The sequence below is a fragment of the Streptomyces sp. HM190 genome, from assembly GCF_009857135.1.
In the GTDB taxonomy this organism is placed as follows: Bacteria; Actinomycetota; Actinomycetes; order Streptomycetales; family Streptomycetaceae; genus Streptomyces; species Streptomyces heilongjiangensis.
In genome coordinates this window covers 1,849,872-1,867,217 of the sequence record NZ_CP047318.1, presented here as the reverse complement: position 1 = coordinate 1,867,217, position 17,346 = coordinate 1,849,872, and the positions used below count along the sequence as shown (strand labels likewise).

The following is a 17,346-nucleotide window of genomic DNA, read 5'->3' as shown; positions in this document are numbered from 1 at the left end:
CCGCCCACCCGCCACCCCAAGTCCGCCCTGGAGTCTGTCCGTGATCTCCGCCTCCGGTATCGAGCTGCGCGCCGGTGCCCGCGTCCTCATCGAGTCCGCCACCTTCCGCGTCGCCAAGGGCGACCGCATCGGGCTGGTCGGCCGCAACGGCGCCGGCAAGACCACCCTCACCAAGGTCCTCGCCGGTGACGGCATCCCCGCCGCCGGCACCGTCACCCGCTCCGGCGAGGTCGGCTACCTCCCGCAGGACCCCCGCACCGGCGACCTCGACATCCTGGCCCGCGACCGCATCCTGTCCGCCCGCGGCCTCGACGTCCTCATCCGCAAGATGCGCGACAACGAGCAGCGCATCGCCAGCGGCAAGGGCTCCACCCGGGAGAAGGCCCTCAAGCAGTACGAGCGCCAGGAGACGGAGTTCCTCACCAAGGGCGGGTACGCCGCCGAGGCCGAGGCCGCCACCATCGCCGCCGCGCTCAACCTGCCCGACCGGGTGCTGGGCCAGCCCCTGCACACCCTCTCCGGCGGTCAGCGCCGCCGTATCGAGCTGGCCCGCATCCTGTTCTCCGACGCGGACACCCTGCTGCTCGACGAGCCGACCAACCACCTCGACGCCGACTCGATCGTCTGGCTGCGGGACTACCTCAAGAGCTACCGCGGCGGCTTCATCGTCATCAGCCACGACGTCGACCTGGTCGAGACCGTCGTGAACAAGGTGTTCTACCTGGACGCCAACCGCGCCCAGATCGACGTCTACAACATGGGCTGGAAGCTCTACCAGCAGCAGCGCGAGGCCGACGAGAAGCGCCGCAAGCGCGAACGCGCCAACGCCGAGAAGAAGGCCGCCGCGCTCAACGCGCAGGCCGACAAGATGCGCGCCAAGGCCACCAAGACCGTCGCCGCGCAGAACATGGCGCGGCGCGCCGACAAGCTGCTCGCCGGTCTGGAGGCGGTCCGCCAGAGCGACAAGGTCGCCAAGCTCCGCTTCCCCGAGCCCGCGCCCTGCGGCAGGACGCCGCTCACCGCCGAGGGCCTGTCGAAGTCGTACGGCTCGCTGGAGATCTTCACCGATGTCGACCTCGCCATCGACAAGGGCTCCCGCGTCGTCATCCTCGGCCTGAACGGCGCCGGCAAGACGACACTGCTGCGGCTGCTCGGGGGCGTCGAGAAGCCCGACACCGGCAAGGTCGTCGAGGGCCACGGCCTCAAGCTCGGGTACTACGCCCAGGAGCACGAGACCCTCGACCCGGACCGCACGGTCCTGGAGAACATGCGCTCCGCCGCCCCCGACATGGACCTCGTCGAGGTCCGCAAGGTGCTCGGCTCGTTCCTGTTCTCCGGCGACGACGTCGACAAGCCCGCCGGTGTCCTCTCCGGCGGCGAGAAGACCCGGCTCGCCCTCGCCACGCTGGTGGTGTCGTCCGCGAACGTCCTCCTGCTCGACGAGCCCACCAACAACCTCGACCCGGCCAGCCGCGAGGAGATCCTCGGCGCGCTGCGCACCTACAAGGGCGCCGTCGTCCTCGTCACCCACGACGAGGGCGCGGTGGAGGCGCTCCAGCCGGAGCGGATCATCCTCCTGCCGGACGGTGTCGAGGACCTGTGGGGCGCCGACTACGCCGACCTGGTGGCACTCGCCTGACCGGCCGACGGCGCCGAAGGACGGGCCGAACCCTTGATCAACGGGTGATGGATCATTCGGCCCACTCGTGATCCACCATCTGTGTGAGATCTCCTCGTACCGAGGTGTGTCGTACACGAATTTCGCGGCCGAGCCCCGCTGTGCGCAGGGCTCGGCCGTCGCGCGTCTCTGACCTGCCGCTTCGTGAATCCACTCGTTCGGCCGTACGGACAAGCCAGTGCGGAACGACGGGTTCCGGTCGTGGGGACGGACTCCGGTCGTCACAAGCTTGTCCCACGGACCTTGCCGAATGGGTGGCCATCACGCCCCGGAGGGGTGATCATGAGGAGACCAGAGCGCACTTCCCATGAGGAGGACCGGGTGGCCGAGACTCTGAAGAAGGGCAGCCGGGTGACCGGCGCCGCGCGCGACAAGCTCGCGGCAGACCTGAAGAAGAAATACGACTCCGGTGCGAGCATTCGGGCGCTGGCCGAGGAAACCGGCCGCTCGTATGGCTTCGTGCACCGGATGCTCAGCGAGTCGGGCGTCACGCTTCGAGGGCGTGGCGGTGCGACGCGCGGCAAGAAGGCCGCGTCGGCCTGACGCCGGGCGGCCCATCGGCTTCGATGGTGGCCACCCGGTCGGTCGTCTGATCGGCCGGGTGGTTACTGTGCAGTCACTTAGCTCTGCTCTGCTGACCGCACCCATCGGAGGCGCCCCATGGCTTCGCTCGAACCGCTGCTCGACAAGGACGGCGTACGGCTCACCGTCGACGATGCGATCGCCACGGTGACCCTGACCAACCCGGCCAAGCGCAACGCGCAGAGCCCCGCTCTGTGGCGGGCGCTCGCCGAGGCCGGGCGGTCGGTGCCGGGCTCCGTCCGGGTCGTCGTGCTGCGTGCCGAGGGCAAGTCGTTCTCCGCCGGCCTCAACCGGCAGATGTTCACGCCCGAGGGCATCGAGGGCGAACCGTCGTTCATCGACCTCGCACGTCGTGACGACGACGCACTCGACGCGACCATCGCCGCATACCAGGAGGCGTTCACCTGGTGGCGGCGGAACGACATCGTGTCCGTCGCCGCCGTGCAAGGGCATGCCGTCGGCGCGGGTTTCCAGCTCGCGCTCGCCTGTGACCTGCGCGTCGTCGCCGACGACGTGCAGTTCGCCATGCTCGAGACGAGCCTCGGTCTCGTGCCCGACCTCACCGGCACCCATCCCCTCGTGAGCCTCGTCGGCTACGGCCGCGCCCTGGAGATCTGCCTCACCGGGCGCTTCGTCCAGGCCGAGGAGGCCCAGCGCATCGGCCTGGCCAACCTCGCCGTGCCCGCCGGCCAACTGGACGACGCGGTACGCGACCTCGTCGCCGCGCTCGTGGCCGCGCCGCGCGACGCGGTCGTCGAGACCAAGGCGCTGCTGCGCGGCGCCGGTGGCCGGGACTACGAGCAGCAGCGCGCCGCGGAGCGGGCCGCCCAGGCCCGCCGCCTGCGGGACCTCGCCGGTATCGCGGAGTGACGAACGGCGGCACACCCCCGAGACTGCTGCCGCCTCGGTCGAGGGGAGAGCGGCTCACTCGACCGCGGTGACGAGGACCGCCACCGACGGGTGGTCGGGGAGTGCCGCGCCCACCGCCGCACGGACGTCACGAGCGACGTCCACGGCGCGTCTGCTCTCCGCCACCGCCAGTTCGACGCGGACATGACGGCGGGGTAGCGCGGGCCCGACACCGATCCCGGTGCCGATGTGGACCGCGCGCCCCGGACCGCCGAGAGCGCCGGTCAGACGGCTCACCCCGGCGACGCCCAGGGCGGCGGCGGTCACCTGTGACTCCTCGCCCTCACCCGCATCCGGCCGGGCGGGGGCGTGGTCCACGGGCGGCCCGGCCGTTCCGGGCGCATCCCGCGGGGGCCGGCCGTCGGGCTCGTCGGGCCCCAGCAGGTCCGTCATCCGCAGATCGATCTCCGCCACCGCGAGACCCAGCCGGTCCGCCGCGGCCTCGGCGAGACCGGCCCGCAGCCGGGCCGCCGTCGCGGGGAACGGCTCGACCGGCGCCACCGTCGAGGCGCGGAAGTCCGCGGTGACCCGCAGGGGGCCCGGCGGCAGGGCGCTCGGCGGAGCGGGAACGGCCGGAGCCCGCGCACCCGCCGTCGAGGCGAGCCCGATCCGCAGGGTCCCGATGCGCACCCCGCGCATCGCGGCCGTCGCGCGCCGGAGCACCGCCTCGGCCGCCGACTCCGTGATCCACGCGCCGTCGTGCGGGCCGCCCAGGGGGAGCACCCGGCCGAGGCCCAGTTGCTGTCGTACCGCGTTGGTCCAGCCGTCAGCCGTCATTCCTCCAGACTGCCGCATCCCGCACGCATGATGCGGTAACTCGACTTAATGTGGGCAAAGGGGGACAACCGGAAGGAACGTGCGCCATGAGTGAGATGACGGAGCGGAACCGGACGGACGGCCCCGACACCACCAAGGACGTGGCACCCGGGCAGACCGGTGGCCGCAAGGCCGTCCGGCGTGGCGGCGGCGATCCTGCGACCCGGGGACGCACGACCATCGCCGACGGCGTGGTCGAGAAGATCGCCGGGCTCGCGGCACGCGACGTGCTCGGTGTGCACACCATGGGCAGCGGGCTGTCCCGGACCTTCGGCGCCATGCGCGACCGGGTGCCCGGCGGCTCGAAGGCCGTCACCCGGGGTGTGAACGCCGAGGTCGGCGAGGTGCAGACCGCCCTGGACCTGGAGATCGTCGTCGACTACGGCGTGTCCATCTCCGACGTCACCCACGCCGTGCGCGAGAACGTCATCGCCGCCGTCGAGCGGATGACGGGCCTGGAGGTCGTCGAGGTCAACATCGCCGTCAGCGACGTGAAGCTGCCGGAGGACGAGGAGGAGGAGCCGGAGACCCGGCTGCAGTGACAGGAGCGCTCGATCCCCCTGAGGAGCACAGCATGAGTCTGGCCGTGATCGGCATGATCGCCGGGATGGCGCTGGGCTTCGCCGGATACTTCGGCGGATTCGGTGCCTTCCTGCTGGTGGCGGCGCTGGGCGCCGTCGGTTTCTTCGTCGGCCGGTTCCTGGAGGGGGACCTGCACTTCGACGACCTCTTCCGTCCCCGTGACGAACGACGCCGATGACCGTCGCCCACAGTGACCGTGGCACGCAGGCGCGGTCCGTCGCGCCCGGAGACCGCGGCGCGACCCGTATCGCCGACCGCGTCGTCGCGAAGATCGCGGGCCAGGCGGCGCGCGAGGCCCTGGGCGCACCATTGCCGGACTCCGCGCCCCCGAACGCGACGGTCGTCGTCCACCGCGACACCGCGCGTGTCCGCGTCGCCGTCGAACTCCCTTACCCCTCCGACATCGGTGGCCAATGCGCTGCGGTGCGTCGCCGCGTCATGGAGCGGGTAGGGACGTTGGCGGGAATGCACGTGTCGGACGTGGCCGTCCAGGTCGAACGGCTGCTCCTGACGCACGCACGCGACGTGGCACAGGGGAGGACGCGATGAGCGAGCCCCAGCGCTCCGAAGGCAGCACGCAACGCCTGCCCGTCATCGAGAAGACCGACGAGACGCTCCCCGGCAAGGGACCGGGCGGGCCGGGCGGGCCGGACCGGTCCGCGTCGGCCGCCGCCTACGACCCGCCGCCCGCCGTCGAGGACGGGCACGGGGCCGAGCGGCGCTTCTGGTCCGCGCGCCGCGTCCCCGCCGGCGTCCTCGCCCTGCTGCTCCTCGCGGGCGCGGGCCTCCTCCTGTACGACATCGTCGCCGTCCGCGCCGACCGGCCCGCCATGGCCTGGCGCCGCTCCCTGGCCCGGGAACTCGCCCAGCGCCCCCTCGACGACGTCTGGGTGCTGACCGGCGCCGGCATCGCCGCCGCCCTCGGTCTCTGGCTCCTCGTGCTGGCCGCCACCCCCGGGCTGCGGGACGTGCTGCCGATGCGCCGCCTCCACCCCGACGTCCGGGCGGGCCTACACCGGGCCGCCGCCGCACTGGTGCTGCGCGACCGGGCGATGGAGGTGTCCGGCGTGCAGTCCGTACGGGTCCGCGTCGGCCGGAAGAAGGTCGACGCCCGCGCGGTGTCCCACTTCCGCGAACTCGACGAGGTCCGGGCCGACCTCGACGCCACGCTCACCGACGGGATCCGGCGCCTGGGCCTCGCGCGGCCGCCCGCCCTGTCCGTGCGCGTACGGCGGCCCGGCCGGAAGGAGTGACGTTCATGCTGCGGATCGTGAACAGGGTGCTGCTCGGGCTCGTCGGCCTGGTGCTCCTCGTGCTCGGCGGCGCCGTGCTCGCCGTGGGGCTCGGCCTCGAGCCGCCCTCCTGGTGGATCCACGACGGGCGGCACGACGTGCTGCTCAGCCAGGCCGAACGCACCCGCTGGCGCGACGACGGCTGGTGGTGGCCCACCGTCATCGCCGTGCTCGCCGTGCTGGTGCTGCTCGCCCTGTGGTGGCTGACCGCCGTGCTGCGCCGGCACCGGCTCAGCGAGGTCCTCGTCGACACCGGCGACGGCGAGGGAGCGCTGCTGCGGGGCCGCGCCCTGGAGGGCGTCCTGACCGCGGAGGCCGCCGGGCTGGACGGCGTCGACCGGGCCTACGCCCGGCTCATCGGCCGCCGCAACGCCCCCGAGGCCCGGCTCCGCGTCCGCCTCCAGCCCCACGCGCACCCCGCCGACACCCTGCACCGCCTCACCGCCGAGGCCGTGGCCCACGCCAGGGACTCGGCGGGCCTGGCGGCGCTGCCGGCGGAGGTCGGACTGCGCGGGGTCAGACACCGCGCGGAACGCGTGACCTGACCAGGCACCCGTCGGGGGTCAGAAGCCGTGGCGCATCCCGCCGTCCACCGGCAGCATGAGGCCCGTGAGATAGGACGCGGCCGGGGACAGCAGGAACGCCGCCGTCCGCCCGAACTCCTCCGGCCTGCCGTACCGCCGCAGCGGGATCCGCGACTCGTGCGCGGCGCGTGTGGCCTCCGGGTCGGCCGACATCCCGTCCAGCTCCCGCACCCGGTCGGTGTCGATGCGGGCCGGCAGCAGACCCACGACCCGGATCCCGCGCGGCCCCAGCTCGTCGGAGAGCGACTTGGCGAACCCGGCCAGACCGGGCCGCAGGCCGTTGGAGATCGTCAGACCGGGGATCGGCTCGTGCACCGACCCGGACAGCACGAACCCGATGACACCGCCCTCGCCCAGCTCCGCGGCGGCGGCCCGCGCCAGCCGGACCGCGCCCAGGAACACCGACTCGAACGCCGCGGTCCACTGCTCGTCCGTGGTGTCCGCGACGAACCCGGGCGCGGGCCCGCCCACGCTGACGAGCACGCCGTCGAACCGCCCGAACCGCTCGCGGGCGACGGCGATGAGACGGCCGGCGGTCTCCGGGTCGGCGTTGTCGGCGGCCACCCCCACCGCGTTCGGCCCGAGCGCGGCCGCCGCCTCGGCCACGCTCTCCTCCTCCCGGCCGGTCACGACCACCTTCGCGCCGTCGGCGACGAGTTCCCGCGCCGCCGCGTTGCCCAGCCCGCGGGTGGCGCCGGTGACGATGTAGACACGGTCCTTCAGCCCAAGATCCATGGCCCTATCCTGCCTCGTCGCCGTCGAACAGGGCGAGGGCGGTCCCCACCAGACCGACATGGCTGAACGCCTGCGGGAAGTTCCCCAGCTGCCGCCCCGCGACCGGGTCGTACTCCTCGGCGAGCAGCCCCACGTCGTTGGTCAGTTCCAGCAGCCGTTCGAACAGTTCGCGGGCCTCCTTCGTGCGGCCCGTCAGATGCAGGGCGTCGGCGAGCCAGAACGAACACACGAGGAACGTGCCCTCGCTGCCCGGCAGCCCGTCCACGGACTCGGTCGAGGAGAGGCGGTCGGCGCTGTAGCGGCGCACGAACCCGTCGTGGCTCAGTTCCTCACGGATCGCGTCGACGGTGCCGACGACCCGGGGGTCGTCCGGCGGCAGGAAGCCCGTCCGGGGGATGAGCAGCAGCGACGCGTCGAGTTCGCGGGAGCCGTACGACTGGGTGAACGTGTTGCGTTCGGCGTCGTAGCCGCGGTCGCAGACCTCGCGGTGGATCTCGTCCCGCAGTGCGCGCCAGCCGTCGAGGTCGCCGGACAGCTCGGGTTCGTCCTCCAGGGTGCGCACAGCCCGGTCGGCCGCGGCCCAGGACATCACCTTCGAGTGGGTGAAGTGCCGGCGCGGCCCCCGCACCTCCCACAGCCCCTCGTCGGGCTCCCGCCACACCGACCGCAGGTACTCCATCAGGGTGCGCTGCAACCGCCACGTCTGGGGCTTCGTGGGCAGGCCCGCGCTCCGGGCCAGGGACAGGGAGTCCATGACCTCGCCGTACACGTCGAGCTGTCTCTGCCGTATGGCGTCGTTGCCGATGCGGACGGGGCGGGAGTTCTCGTAGCCGGCCAGCCACGGCAGTTCGTACTCGGGCAGCCGCCGCTCACCGGCCAGGCCGTACATGATCCGCAGGTCCGCGGGGTCGCCGGCGACCGCCCGCAGCAGCCAGTCACGCCACGCCTCGGCCTCCTGCTGGTACCCGCAGGCGAGCAGGGCGCCGAGGGTGAGGGTGGAGTCGCGCAGCCAGCAGTGGCGGTAGTCCCAGTTGCGCACCCCGCCGAGTTCCTCGGGGAGCGAGGTGGTGGCGGCCGCGACGATCCCGCCGGTGGGTTCGTAGGTGAGGGCCTTGAGGGTGATCAGGGAGCGGACCACCTCGTCGCGGTACGGCCCGTCGTACCGGCAGTGCGCCGCCCAGGCCCGCCAGTCGTGCACGCTCGTGCGCAGCGAGTCGTACGGGTCGACCAGGCGGGGGCGCGGCTCGTGCGAGGGGTGCCAGGTGAGGACGAACGCGATCTTCTCGCCCGGCTCCACGGTGAACTCGGCGTAGGTGGCGCGGTCCTCGCTCCAGGTGCGCACCTCGGGCTCGCTGCGCAGCCAGACCGCGTCCGGGCCCGCGACCGCGACCCGGTGGCCGTCCGACCGGCGCATCCAGGGGACGGCCGAGCCGTAGTCGAAGCGGAGGCGGATCGTGGAGCGGACGGTCACCCGGCCCGCCAGGCCCTCGACGACGCGGACGACGTCGGGGGCACGGTCGCGCTGCGGCATCAGGTCGGTCACGCGGACCGCGCCGTCGTCCGTCTCCCACTCGGTGTCCAGGACCAGTGTGTCCTTGCGGTACGCGCGCCGGGTACAGGTCCCGGCGCCGGCCGGCGCGATCCGCCAGTGCCCGTTCTCCTCGGTGCCCAGCAGCGCGGCGAAGCAGGCCGCCGAGTCGAACCGGGGCAGACACAGCCAGTCGATCGAGCCCCGGTTGCTCACCAGGGCGGCCGTCTGGTGGTCACCTATCAGCGCGTAATCCTCTATTCGGGGGTGCACGGATGTCGGGTTCCCTGAGCCGGGGATGATCAGTCCCCCGGAAAGCGGAGCGCCGGGCACCCGGCGGTGTCGCCGGCCCCTCCGGTCAGCCCGGTCCGGTGCCCGCCGTCGTGCCGCCCACCCCCGAGAAGATCACGCCGGGGCTCGACGGGGTCTGGTTGAGGACCCAGAGGCCGATCAGGATGGCCAGCGCGAACACCACCATCATGAGTACGGCCAGGACGAGCCGGCGGCGTCGCTCGCGGCGCAGCCAGTCGCCGCGCGCCGTGCGGTAGGCGTCGGGGGCCGCGTGCACGCCGCCCGCGAGCGCGGCGAGCGCCTCCTCCAGCTCCCGCTCGGTGCGGTCCCGGCCGGTGTCGTTGCCGGTGGTGTCGTTCATCGCCGGGCCTCCATCGCCTGGGTCGGGGCGGCGAGGCCGCGCGCGGTGTGGGTCTTGACGGAGCCGCAGGAGATCCCCATCGCGGCGGCGATCTCGCTCTCCTTCAGCCCACCGGATCGCCGTACTGGCCCGGCGTCTGCCCGCCGCCGTCTCGCAACGCCGGATCGCCGACCGCCCGGCCGACCGCGACGCCCTCGTCCTGCGGGCCTTCGTCGAGGCGGACCGGGCGCCGGCCGACGACCACGCCGCCGTCCGGGGCGCCGAACGCCTCTGCCTCCGCGCCACCGAGGCGTGCCCCGAGGACCCCGCCCCCTGGCTGGCCCTGCTGTCCCTGACGCACTCCTGCGCCGTACCGGTCAGGGACGCGGTGCCCGTGTGGACGGAGGCGGTCAACCGGGCCCCGTGGCTGCGCACGTCCCACCACCGGCTGCTGCGCTACCTCTCCCCGCGCGGGCACGGCACCGTCCCCGACATGATGGACTTCGCCTGGCAGGCCGCCGTCCGCGCCCCGCACGGCTCGCCGCTCGCCCTTCTCCCCCTCGCCGCCCGCGTGGAACCCATGGCCCACCGCCGCGGGGAGACACCGATCGAGGCGCTGGGAGCGGGCGGCAACTGGAACGAGCCGCGGGCGGTCCGCGAGTTCGACCTGGCGCTGCGGGGCTGGTTCGACGTCGGTACCCCGCCCCACGCGGAGGCCGTCACCGACCTCAACGTCCTGGCCTTCGCGCTGACCCGTGCCCACCGCCCCGACGAGGCCGCCCCCGTCCTCCGCCGCCTGGGCCGCCACATGACCCCCCACCCCTGGAGCCTGCTGCCCGAGCCGGAGCGAACGTTCACGTACTGGCGGGACAGGGCGACGGCGCGATGACGCGGCGGTCAGGCCGGGGAGGAGGTCGTCTCCTTCTCCTCGGCGTCCGCCTGCCCGGCGGCTGAGGTGGCCGTGGCCGCCGCACGGTCGCGGCGTTCGCGGCGGGCGAGGATGACGTAGCCGACGGGCACGGCCGCGGCGAACAGCCACCACTGGAGGGCGTACGCGTAGTTCAGCGCGGCGTTCTCGTCGCCAGGGCTGCCGAGGGGTTCCGGGGTGTCGCCCTTCGGCTCGGGCGCCGTCTGGGCGACGTAGCCGCCGAGCACCGGGGCGTCGAGGCGCTTCGCCTCCTGCCCGCTGTTGATCAGCATGATCTGCCGGTCGGGCAGCCCTTGGAGGTCCTTGATCCCGCTGGCCTCGGTCGTCTCGTCGGGCATCAGCCGCCCGGTGACGGTGATGTCACCGGCGGGCGGCGCGGGGATCTTCGGGAACGCGGTCTGGCTGGGCCCGTCCGCGGGGATCCAGCCGCGGTTGACGAGCAGCACCTTCCCGTCGTCGAGGACGAACGGCGTCAGGACGTGGAAGCCGACCTCGTCGTCGGCGTTGGTGCGGCGGCGGACGACGACCTCGTCGTCGGTGTCGAACCGGCCCTGCGCGGTCACGGTGCGGTAGCGCTCGGCGCTGGTGACCGTGTGCCCGGGGGACGTCAGCCGCTCCACGGGCACCGGCTTCGCGGCCAGCGCGTCGGCGACGAGCTGGTTCCGCGCGGAGCGCTCCTCGTACCGATGCATCTGCCAGAAGCCCAGCCTGACCATCGTCGGGATCAGGACGAGCGCGAGCAGCGTGAGGATCACCCACTGCCGGGACAACAGGAAGCGGTACACCCACTGACCGTACCTCGCACGGTCCGGCCCCCGACGGGAGGGTCCCGCCGGGGGCCGGCAGCTGCCTTCGGTGCGACGGCGGGTCGGCCCGGCTGCACACGGGGCGGGCTCAGACCTTGTCGACGATCCCGGCCCTCCCCTCGGCGCGCGCGCAATGGGCGCCGCAGTACCAGTGGCCCTCGACCTCGACGCCCTGGCCGATGATCTGCACCCGGCAGTGCTCGCAGATCGGGGCCATCCGGTGGATCGCGCAGGCGAAACAGTCGAAGACGTGCACCGCGCCCTGCGCGTGCACCTCGAACGTCATGCCGTAGTCGTTTCCGCAGACTTCGCAACGTGCCATGCGCCACAGGGTGCGGCGCCGACGCGGCACGGGCGAGCGGACGGCGGGCGAGTCGCCCGCCAATCACCCGTACGCCCGTCTCACTCCTCGGCGGCGGGCTCCACGTCCCGCAGCAGCTGCCCGAACGCCGCCTCGTCGATCACGGGCGTCCCGTACTGCCGTGCCTTGACCGTCTTGGACGTGCCCGAGTCCGGGTCGTTGGTGACGAGCAGACTCGTCACCCGCGACAGGCTCGTCGCCACGTGCAGCCCCGCCTCCACCGCGCGGTCCTCCAGCAGCTCCCGCTCGACCGAGGTGTCGCCCGAGAACGCCACCCGCATGCCCTGCTTGAGTGGTTTGCCCTCTTCGTACCGGCCGGGGTTGGGGTACGGGCACGGGGGCCGCTTGCGCGACGGGCGCCAACTGCCCGCCCGGTAGCCGCCGGAGGAGGAGTGGCCGCCGGACGCCTGCCGCCCGATCGTCGGCGAGGCCGACCACTCGGTCAGCGGTCGGCACTCCAGCAGCGGCAACCGCACGCCCCGGCTCGCGGCGGCGTGCAGACTCGGCCGGAACGCCTCCGCCAGCACCCGCGCGTCGTCCAACGCGTGGTGGGCGCGCTGCTGGACGACGCCGAAGTGCGCCGCGAGCGACTCCAGCTTGTGGTTGGGCAGCGGCAGTCCCAGCTCCTTCGACAGCGCGATCGTGCACAGCCGCTGGCGCACCGGCGCCTCGGTCTGCGCGCGCGCGTACTCCCGCGCGAGCATCGACCAGTCGAACACCGCGTTGTGCGCGACGAGTACACGGTCCGCGAGCCGCGCGGACAACTCCCCGGCGATCTCCCGGAACAGCGGCGCCCCTTCGAGCACGTCGCTCGTCAGCCCGTGGATCCACACCGGTCCGGGGTCCCGTTCCGGATTGACCAGGGTGTACCAGTGGTCCTCGACCTCGCCGCGCGCGTCCAGTCTGTACACAGCCGCGGAGATTATCCGGTCGTCCCGGGCCAGCCCGGTCGTCTCCACGTCAACAACCGCGTATCCCTGCGGATACGCGACCGGCCAGGGAGCTTGCGACGCCGCGGTCGAAAGGTCATCAAGCATGGTCCCTGAGGATACGGGCCACGACTGACAGCTCGTTACTCGACGGTGGGACGGTCCGCGGGGAGGAGGGGGAGGAGAGGGAGGAGAGGCCGGCGCCGCGGAGGCCGCAGTGGTGCGGTACGAGCCGTGCGGCACGAGCCGCGCGAGAGCCGGTGGTTGGTGGGTGCCCCGAGGAAGTCCCGCTCCTGGCGCTCCCCGCACGAAGGGGGCAGCGTCTCCCTTTTCCCGGGGCCGCACCTGACCGTGCCCGCCGGATTGGCGGAGGGCGCCAAGAAGCAAGCGCGTACCACCGGGAATACTTGTCAGTAACAACGTCTAGCCCCAGCTCACCAGCGGTTCTACGGTGCCCTCATGCCGAACCTGCCCGATGTCGTGCTGTGGTCGATACCCGCGTTCGTGCTGCTCACCGTGATCGAGGTGATCAGCTACCGCCTCCATCCGGACGAGGACGCCGCCGGGTACGAGGCGAAGGACGCCGCGACGAGCGTCGGCATGGGACTCGGAAGTCTCGTGTTCGACTTCCTGTGGAAGATCCCGATCGTCGCCCTCTACACGGCGGTCCACGAGCTGACCCCGCTGCGCGTGCCCGTCCTGTGGTGGACGGTCCCGTTGATGCTGCTCGCCCAGGACTTCTTCTACTACTGGTCGCACCGGGGCCACCACGTCGTGCGGATCCTGTGGGCCTGCCACGTGGTGCACCACTCCAGCCGCAAGTTCAACCTCACCACCGCGCTGCGGCAGCCCTGGACCACCTGGACCGTGTGGCCCTTCTACGTCCCGCTCGTCGCCCTGGGCGTGCACCCGGCGGCGCTCGCGTTCTGCTCGTCGGCCAACCTCGTGTACCAGTTCTGGATCCACACCGAGCGGATCGGCAAGCTGCACCCGGCGTTCGAGTTCGTGTTCAACACGCCGTCGCACCACCGGGTCCACCACGCCTCCCAGGGCGGCTACCTCGACCGCAACTTCGGCGGCATCCTCATCGTCTGGGACCGGCTGTTCGGTTCCTTCGTCGCGGAGACCGAGCGGCCCGTCTACGGCCTGACCAAGAACATCGCGACCTACAACCCGCTGCGGGTCGCCACCCACGAGTACGTCGCCATCGCCAGGGACCTGAGGGCGGCGAAGAGTTGGACCGAGCGGGCCGGGCGGGTCTTCCGCGGGCCCGGCTGGGGGCCGGCGGCGCGGCGCGCGTCCGTCGAGGAGAAGCCTGCGGTCACGGAGACCACCGCGTGAGGGGGCCGGGCGGACGGACCGCCCTCGTCGCCCTCGGGCTCGCCACCGCCGTCGACCTCGGCTCCCTCGCCGCCGGGTTCACCCCCGGGCACGTCGTCGCCAAGCCGCTGCTGATGCCGTCGCTCGCCGCGTACGTCCACGCGCGCGGCGGCCCGCGGCTGCTGATCGCCGCCCTCCTCTGCGGCTGGGGCGGGGACGTCCTCCTCCTCTCCGACGCCGATCCGGCCTTCCCCGCCGGGATGGGCTGCTTCGCCGCCGGACACGTCTGCTACCTCGTGCTCTTCGGCAGACGGACACGGCGGACGGGCATCGCGCACGACACCCTGGACGCCGGCGCGCGCCCGGCGGGGGAGAGCAGGGCACGCAAGCGTGCCCTGCTGCTGCCCGCCGCCTACGCGCTCGCCCTCGTCGTCGCGGTGGCGAGCCTGTGGCCCGGCCTGCCGGCCGACCTGCGGTTGCCGGTCGCCGGGTACAGCGCGCTGCTGACCGCGATGGCGTGCTCCGCCGCCCGGCTGGGTGCCGTCGCCGGCGCCGGGGGTGCGCTCTTCGTGCTGTCGGACATGCTCATCGCCACCGGGGTCGCCCAGTGGCCGCAACTCCCGCGCCCCGACCTGTGGATCATGCTCACCTACATCGCCGCCCAGTACCTGCTCGCCCGGGGCGTCCTGCGGACCCTGGAGGCCGGAACGCCCGCACCCACCGGCGGCCCGGTCCCCGCGACGTCCTGAACGACGCGGGGACCGGGCCGCCGGACCGCACCCGTCGTCGGCCGACGCAGGAACACGCCTGCCGCCGCCCGCCCCCGGAACTCACCAGCGGATCGGCACCGGTAGCGCGGTGAGCAGGCCGGAGACCGCCACGACCGCACCCAGGACCACCAGTTCCGCGCGGGCGGGGGCGCAGGCGTCCAGCGGGTCGGCCACGTGGCGCAGCCGCAGCCGGGCCCGCAGGGCGAGCACGGCGACGGCGGCCATCAGGAGCACCTTGGCGAGCAGGACCCGCCCGTACGCCGTCTCCGCCAGCTGGTCGAGGACCGTGCCCGGCGGCATCCGCCGGAGCGTGCTCCACGACCCGGTGACGGTCACGGCGGCCAGCAGGACGGCTGCCACGCGCGCGTACAGGCCCAGCAGCGCCGCCCCCGCGCCCGGCGCCGCACGCCACGGGCGCGCGGCAAGGGTGCGCAGGACGGACAGCAGTCCGCCCACCCACAGGGCCGCGCACAGCAGATGGACGAACGTCAGGGCCGTGCCGACGAGCGGGCCGTCCTCGACGGTGGGGTGCGCCCGCAACGCCTCCGCGACGACGACCGCCGTCAGCGGCACCACCTGGGTGAGCGGACGGCGGGACAGGGCGCACAGGGCCGCCGCCGCGAACGCGTTGACCTCCAGCAGGGCGATCCGCCCGTCCCGCGTCGCGTAGAGGCCGCCCACGTCGATGTCGGCGGGGGAGTCCGGCACGAGGTTGCCGGTCGCCACCACCGAGGCCAGCCCCAGCGCGGCCACACAACCGACGGCCGCCGCCCCCGCCGCCCACCCGCGGGGTGTCCGCCGGGGAGCGCCGGGCACCCGCCGGGCCAGCCGCACGACGAACAACTCGCCCACCGGCACGCACAGCGCGGCCAGCAGCACGGTCCGCAGGAGGGCGATCCCGCCCGCCCCGGGAGGCCCTGCCTCTCCGGTGCCGTCCAGGGCGACGCGCGGCCCGAACAGCGGGATCAGCGCGCCCGCGGCCACCAGCAGGAGCAGCCCGACGGCCCGGCCGGCACCCGACGGCACCCACCCCGCGGACCTCGGCCGCGAAGCTCGTCCCCCGGCACCCCCGAAACGCAGTCGATCGCTCTCCTCCGCACCGGTCTCCGGTGCCCCGCTGCCCTCCGCCCCGCTCTCCTCCGTCGTCCGTCCCGCCAGGCTCATCCCGAAAAGTCCACTCGTCGTACCGGAGTCGGCAAGTGCCGGAAAGCATCCGGCAGTTCGACATTCCACCCACCCGTACGACCTCGGGGGGCCGCTCCCTCAGGACGGCCCCCGCGCAGAGAAGCGCGAGAACGGCGCATGCCTCACACACGCGCCGCCTCGCGCGCCCTCACACCATCGCTGTCCGCGCCGGGCGCCTCACCGCCACCTCGCCTCGTCCACCCCCCAGGGCCCCGGCGGCCGGGCCCAGTCACCCGGTCCGCCGTCGAACGACACCGGCGGCAGCGCGTACCGCAGCCGCCCGACGGGGCTGTCCCGCTCGGCGAGCCGGCCCTCCGCCCCGTCGAACGCCTCGACCCCACCGCCACCGGCTCGGTACGCCTCCCCACCCCGCGCGGCGCCCTCCAGGAGCCACGCCGCCGTCCGCGCCAACGACAGCCTCACGACCCGTCCGTGACCGTCCGCCGCCCCCTCGGTGAGCGACCGCAGTACGGCCGCCGCCAGCAGGTACCCCGTTCCGTGGTCGAGGGCCTGCGCGGGCAGCGCGCCCGGCCGCTCCGCCGACCCCTCGACCACGGCGATCCCGGTCGCCACCTGGACGAGGCTGTCGAAGCCCCGCCGTCCGGCCCACGGCCCGTACGGGCCCCACGCCGACAACTGCGCCACGACGAGGCCGGGCCGCCGGGCGAGCAGGTCCTCGGGGGAGAGGCCGAAGCGGTCCAGCGCGCCCGGCCGGTACCCGGTGACGACGACGTCCGCGCCGGCCAGCAGTTCCCCGAAGACGCGCCGGTCGGCGGCGCGGGTCAGGTCCAGTGCCGTCGACCGCTTCCCGAAACCTGTGTCGATGTGCTGGTCGGGGAGTTCGGGCGTGCCCGGCGGGTCGACGCGCAGCACGTCCGCTCCCAGCAGGGCGAGGGTGCGGGTGGCCACCGGTCCGGCGATCACCCGGGTGAGGTCGAGGACCCGGACTCCGGCGGCGGGCAGCAGCGGGCCCCCGCCCGACGGGACCGGGCCCGCAGCCGCCGCGGCCCCCGCCGCACCCGGACGCGGCGTCACGCGCGCGTGCGCGGTGTCCGTCCGGTCGTGCTCGACGAGCGGTCCGGCCGTCACCGCCGCGGCCTGGTCGTGCGCCGCCCACTGCTGCGGCGTCCGCAGCGCGACCGCGAGACCCCCGGCCGCGTACACCGCCTCCTCCACCTCCAGCGACGACCGTTCGGCGAGCGCCGCCCCGACGGCGGTCGCGTCCCCCTCGGGCAGCCCGAGCGCGGACAGCAACCGCTCCCGGTGGTGCGGGTAGTTGGCGTGCGTCCGCACCCAGCCGTCCGTCGTGCGCCAGAAGCGCGACAGCGGTGCGAACGTGACCGGCGCCCGCCCGTCGATCAGCAGATGCCGCTCGCTGACGAAGGCCGCGGCCACCGCCCCGTCGTCCACCCGTACACGGGGCACCTGAGCGAGCCCGGCCCGCCGCGCGGCCCACTCGGCGGCGGCCAGCGCGCAGACGCCCACACAGGCCCGCGCCAGCTCCCGCACCGGGAGCCGGGCGGGCAGCGCCCCCTCCCGTACGACCGTCGAGACCCGTCGCAGCAGGCCGGGCTCGCCGCCCAGCGCCGCCCACGCCGACGCCAGGCTCACGTCCATGCCCGCACCCCGGCCCCCGCTCGCACCCGCGTCCCCGTGCCTGTCTCCGTGCCCGTCCCCGTGCCTGTCCCCGTGCCTGTCCCCGTGCCCGTC

21 protein-coding genes and 1 pseudogene are annotated in these 17,346 nt (G+C 73.8%); 11 read left to right on the top strand and 11 right to left on the bottom strand.

Features of this window, described 5'->3' with window-relative positions; all coding sequences use genetic code 11:
* Nucleotides 1-40: 40 nt before the first annotated feature.
* From GSY65_RS07700 to GSY65_RS07690, 3 genes are all read left to right on the top strand, one after another.
* Nucleotides 41-1,639, top strand: a complete 1,599-nt coding sequence (locus tag GSY65_RS07700; protein WP_159766604.1) for an ABC-F family ATP-binding cassette domain-containing protein — start codon at nucleotides 41-43, stop codon at nucleotides 1,637-1,639.
* A gap of 360 nt (nucleotides 1,640-1,999) precedes the next feature.
* Nucleotides 2,000-2,221: a helix-turn-helix domain-containing protein gene (locus GSY65_RS07695; protein WP_006123601.1), complete on the top strand. Its 222-nt coding sequence runs from the start codon at nucleotides 2,000-2,002 to the stop codon at nucleotides 2,219-2,221.
* A 117-nt stretch (nucleotides 2,222-2,338) separates the two neighbouring features.
* Entirely contained in the window at nucleotides 2,339-3,130 is a 792-nt protein-coding gene (locus tag GSY65_RS07690) for an enoyl-CoA hydratase/isomerase family protein (RefSeq protein ID WP_159766603.1), read from the top strand.
* A gap of 54 nt (nucleotides 3,131-3,184) precedes the next feature.
* On the opposite strand, the gene GSY65_RS07685 is transcribed toward GSY65_RS07690, so the two are convergent.
* On the bottom strand, nucleotides 3,185-3,946 hold the full coding sequence (locus GSY65_RS07685; protein ID WP_159766602.1) for a nucleopolyhedrovirus P10 family protein: 762 nt from the start codon (nucleotides 3,944-3,946) through the stop codon (nucleotides 3,185-3,187).
* A gap of 86 nt (nucleotides 3,947-4,032) precedes the next feature.
* On the opposite strand from GSY65_RS07685, the gene GSY65_RS07680 reads away from it, so the two are divergent.
* From GSY65_RS07680 to amaP, 5 genes are read left to right on the top strand one after another with little or no spacing between them, the layout of a single operon-like run.
* Nucleotides 4,033-4,527 (top strand): Asp23/Gls24 family envelope stress response protein, encoded by a 495-nt coding sequence (locus tag GSY65_RS07680; RefSeq protein ID WP_159766601.1) that lies wholly within the window; start codon nucleotides 4,033-4,035, stop codon nucleotides 4,525-4,527.
* A gap of 32 nt (nucleotides 4,528-4,559) precedes the next feature.
* Nucleotides 4,560-4,745 carry a hypothetical protein gene (locus GSY65_RS07675; protein WP_159766600.1) on the top strand — a complete coding sequence of 62 codons (186 nt, stop codon included), beginning with the start codon at nucleotides 4,560-4,562 and terminating at the stop codon, nucleotides 4,743-4,745.
* A complete protein-coding gene (locus GSY65_RS07670) occupies nucleotides 4,742-5,116 on the top strand; it encodes a hypothetical protein (protein WP_159766599.1) in 375 nt (124 codons plus the stop codon). The genes GSY65_RS07675 and GSY65_RS07670 overlap by 4 nt, the downstream gene beginning before the upstream one ends.
* The gene (locus GSY65_RS07665; RefSeq protein ID WP_159766598.1) at nucleotides 5,113-5,820 is read left to right on the top strand and encodes a DUF6286 domain-containing protein; all 708 of its coding nucleotides are present in this window, start codon (nucleotides 5,113-5,115) and stop codon (nucleotides 5,818-5,820) included. The genes GSY65_RS07670 and GSY65_RS07665 overlap by 4 nt, the downstream gene beginning before the upstream one ends.
* 5 nt (nucleotides 5,821-5,825) lie before the next feature.
* Nucleotides 5,826-6,404, top strand: a complete 579-nt coding sequence (amaP, locus tag GSY65_RS07660; protein ID WP_159766597.1) for an alkaline shock response membrane anchor protein AmaP — start codon at nucleotides 5,826-5,828, stop codon at nucleotides 6,402-6,404.
* Nucleotides 6,405-6,422: 18 nt separating this feature from the next.
* Here amaP and GSY65_RS07655 read toward each other — a convergent pair whose 3' ends face one another.
* The 5 genes and pseudogenes from GSY65_RS07655 to GSY65_RS33665 all read right to left on the bottom strand — a co-directional run bounded on the left by GSY65_RS07655 (nucleotide 6,423) and on the right by GSY65_RS33665 (nucleotide 9,698).
* Nucleotides 6,423-7,178: an SDR family oxidoreductase gene (locus tag GSY65_RS07655; protein ID WP_159766596.1), complete on the bottom strand. Its 756-nt coding sequence runs from the start codon at nucleotides 7,176-7,178 to the stop codon at nucleotides 6,423-6,425.
* A 4-nt stretch (nucleotides 7,179-7,182) separates the two neighbouring features.
* Complete coding sequence (locus GSY65_RS07650; protein WP_159766595.1) at nucleotides 7,183-8,979, bottom strand: glycoside hydrolase family 15 protein; 1,797 nt, start codon at nucleotides 8,977-8,979, stop codon at nucleotides 7,183-7,185.
* An 85-nt stretch (nucleotides 8,980-9,064) separates the two neighbouring features.
* The gene (locus GSY65_RS07645; RefSeq protein ID WP_159766594.1) at nucleotides 9,065-9,358 is read right to left on the bottom strand and encodes a hypothetical protein; all 294 of its coding nucleotides are present in this window, start codon (nucleotides 9,356-9,358) and stop codon (nucleotides 9,065-9,067) included.
* Nucleotides 9,355-9,474 (bottom strand): annotated as a pseudogene (locus tag GSY65_RS33670) (sigma factor-like helix-turn-helix DNA-binding protein); the annotation flags it as partial. The gene GSY65_RS07645 and the pseudogene GSY65_RS33670, both read right to left, overlap by 4 nt.
* The gene (locus GSY65_RS33665; protein ID WP_236579714.1) at nucleotides 9,462-9,698 is read right to left on the bottom strand and encodes a hypothetical protein; all 237 of its coding nucleotides are present in this window, start codon (nucleotides 9,696-9,698) and stop codon (nucleotides 9,462-9,464) included. The gene GSY65_RS33665 and the pseudogene GSY65_RS33670, both read right to left, overlap by 13 nt.
* A 27-nt stretch (nucleotides 9,699-9,725) precedes the next feature.
* Here GSY65_RS33665 and GSY65_RS07635 point away from each other — a divergent pair, with 27 nt between their 5' ends.
* Nucleotides 9,726-10,226, top strand: coding sequence for a hypothetical protein (locus GSY65_RS07635; RefSeq protein WP_236579713.1), 501 nt, complete (start codon nucleotides 9,726-9,728; stop codon nucleotides 10,224-10,226).
* Between the two features lie 8 nt (nucleotides 10,227-10,234).
* Here GSY65_RS07635 and GSY65_RS07630 read toward each other — a convergent pair whose 3' ends face one another.
* The 3 genes from GSY65_RS07630 to GSY65_RS07620 all read right to left on the bottom strand — a co-directional run bounded on the left by GSY65_RS07630 (nucleotide 10,235) and on the right by GSY65_RS07620 (nucleotide 12,469).
* Nucleotides 10,235-11,050, bottom strand: a complete 816-nt coding sequence (locus GSY65_RS07630) for an SURF1 family cytochrome oxidase biogenesis protein (RefSeq protein ID WP_159766593.1) — start codon at nucleotides 11,048-11,050, stop codon at nucleotides 10,235-10,237.
* Nucleotides 11,051-11,159: 109 nt separating this feature from the next.
* On the bottom strand, nucleotides 11,160-11,393 hold the full coding sequence (locus GSY65_RS07625) for a hypothetical protein (RefSeq protein WP_159766592.1): 234 nt from the start codon (nucleotides 11,391-11,393) through the stop codon (nucleotides 11,160-11,162).
* An 80-nt stretch (nucleotides 11,394-11,473) separates the two neighbouring features.
* Complete coding sequence (locus GSY65_RS07620; RefSeq protein ID WP_159766591.1) at nucleotides 11,474-12,469, bottom strand: DEDDh family exonuclease; 996 nt, start codon at nucleotides 12,467-12,469, stop codon at nucleotides 11,474-11,476.
* A gap of 351 nt (nucleotides 12,470-12,820) precedes the next feature.
* Here GSY65_RS07620 and GSY65_RS07615 point away from each other — a divergent pair, with 351 nt between their 5' ends.
* Nucleotides 12,821-13,702, top strand: a complete 882-nt coding sequence (locus tag GSY65_RS07615; protein WP_159766590.1) for a sterol desaturase family protein — start codon at nucleotides 12,821-12,823, stop codon at nucleotides 13,700-13,702.
* Nucleotides 13,699-14,430: a lysoplasmalogenase gene (locus GSY65_RS07610; RefSeq protein WP_159766589.1), complete on the top strand. Its 732-nt coding sequence runs from the start codon at nucleotides 13,699-13,701 to the stop codon at nucleotides 14,428-14,430. The genes GSY65_RS07615 and GSY65_RS07610 overlap by 4 nt, the downstream gene beginning before the upstream one ends.
* A gap of 81 nt (nucleotides 14,431-14,511) precedes the next feature.
* On the opposite strand, the gene GSY65_RS07605 is transcribed toward GSY65_RS07610, so the two are convergent.
* Together GSY65_RS07605 and GSY65_RS07600 are read right to left on the bottom strand one after the other, a co-directional pair.
* Nucleotides 14,512-15,477, bottom strand: coding sequence for a CopD family protein (locus GSY65_RS07605; protein ID WP_236579712.1), 966 nt, complete (start codon nucleotides 15,475-15,477; stop codon nucleotides 14,512-14,514).
* 336 nt (nucleotides 15,478-15,813) lie between these two features.
* A complete protein-coding gene (locus tag GSY65_RS07600) occupies nucleotides 15,814-17,253 on the bottom strand; it encodes a CoA transferase (protein WP_159766587.1) in 1,440 nt (479 codons plus the stop codon).
* Nucleotides 17,254-17,346 lie beyond the last annotated feature (93 nt).